Origin of the sequence: Pseudomonas cichorii, assembly GCF_003700275.1 — a bacterium.
GTDB classification, from domain to species: Bacteria; Pseudomonadota; Gammaproteobacteria; order Pseudomonadales; family Pseudomonadaceae; genus Aquipseudomonas; species Aquipseudomonas cichorii_B.
This window is the reverse complement of the sequence record NZ_RBRE01000096.1, coordinates 1-343: the sequence shown is the minus strand read 5'-3', so window position 1 is coordinate 343 and position 343 is coordinate 1. Positions and strand designations below refer to the sequence as shown.

General features: G+C 56.6%; 1 protein-coding gene. It reads right to left on the bottom strand.

Annotated elements, in window-relative coordinates; genetic code table 11:
• Nucleotides 1-343: hypothetical protein (locus tag ALQ04_RS25720; protein ID WP_147466632.1), on the bottom strand; the 343-nt coding region annotated here is incomplete at both ends.

Here is a 343-nt window from a genome sequence, read left to right as displayed (position 1 = left end):
TTTTTCGGGTTGTCGAGGATCCAGCTCGGCAGTTCGGTCAGGTTGTTGTGGGCCACCGACAGCTCACGAATATTATTCGGGATCATGTCCGTCAGCCATGAAGGCCAGCGATGCATGCCGACTCGCTCCAGTATCAGTCGATCGAGATGCAGCCAGCCCAGATCCATGGGCAGTACGCTGACCAGCCGATTGCCGCTCAGGTTCAACCTCCTCAGCTCAGGCATCGCGCGAAGGTGATCCATCTGCGCCTGATCGAGAAAAATTCCCTGATTGATCAGCGACAGCTCGGTGAGTTGAGGCAGCACACTGGACACCTGCTGGGGCAGGTTGAGAAAGATTGAGG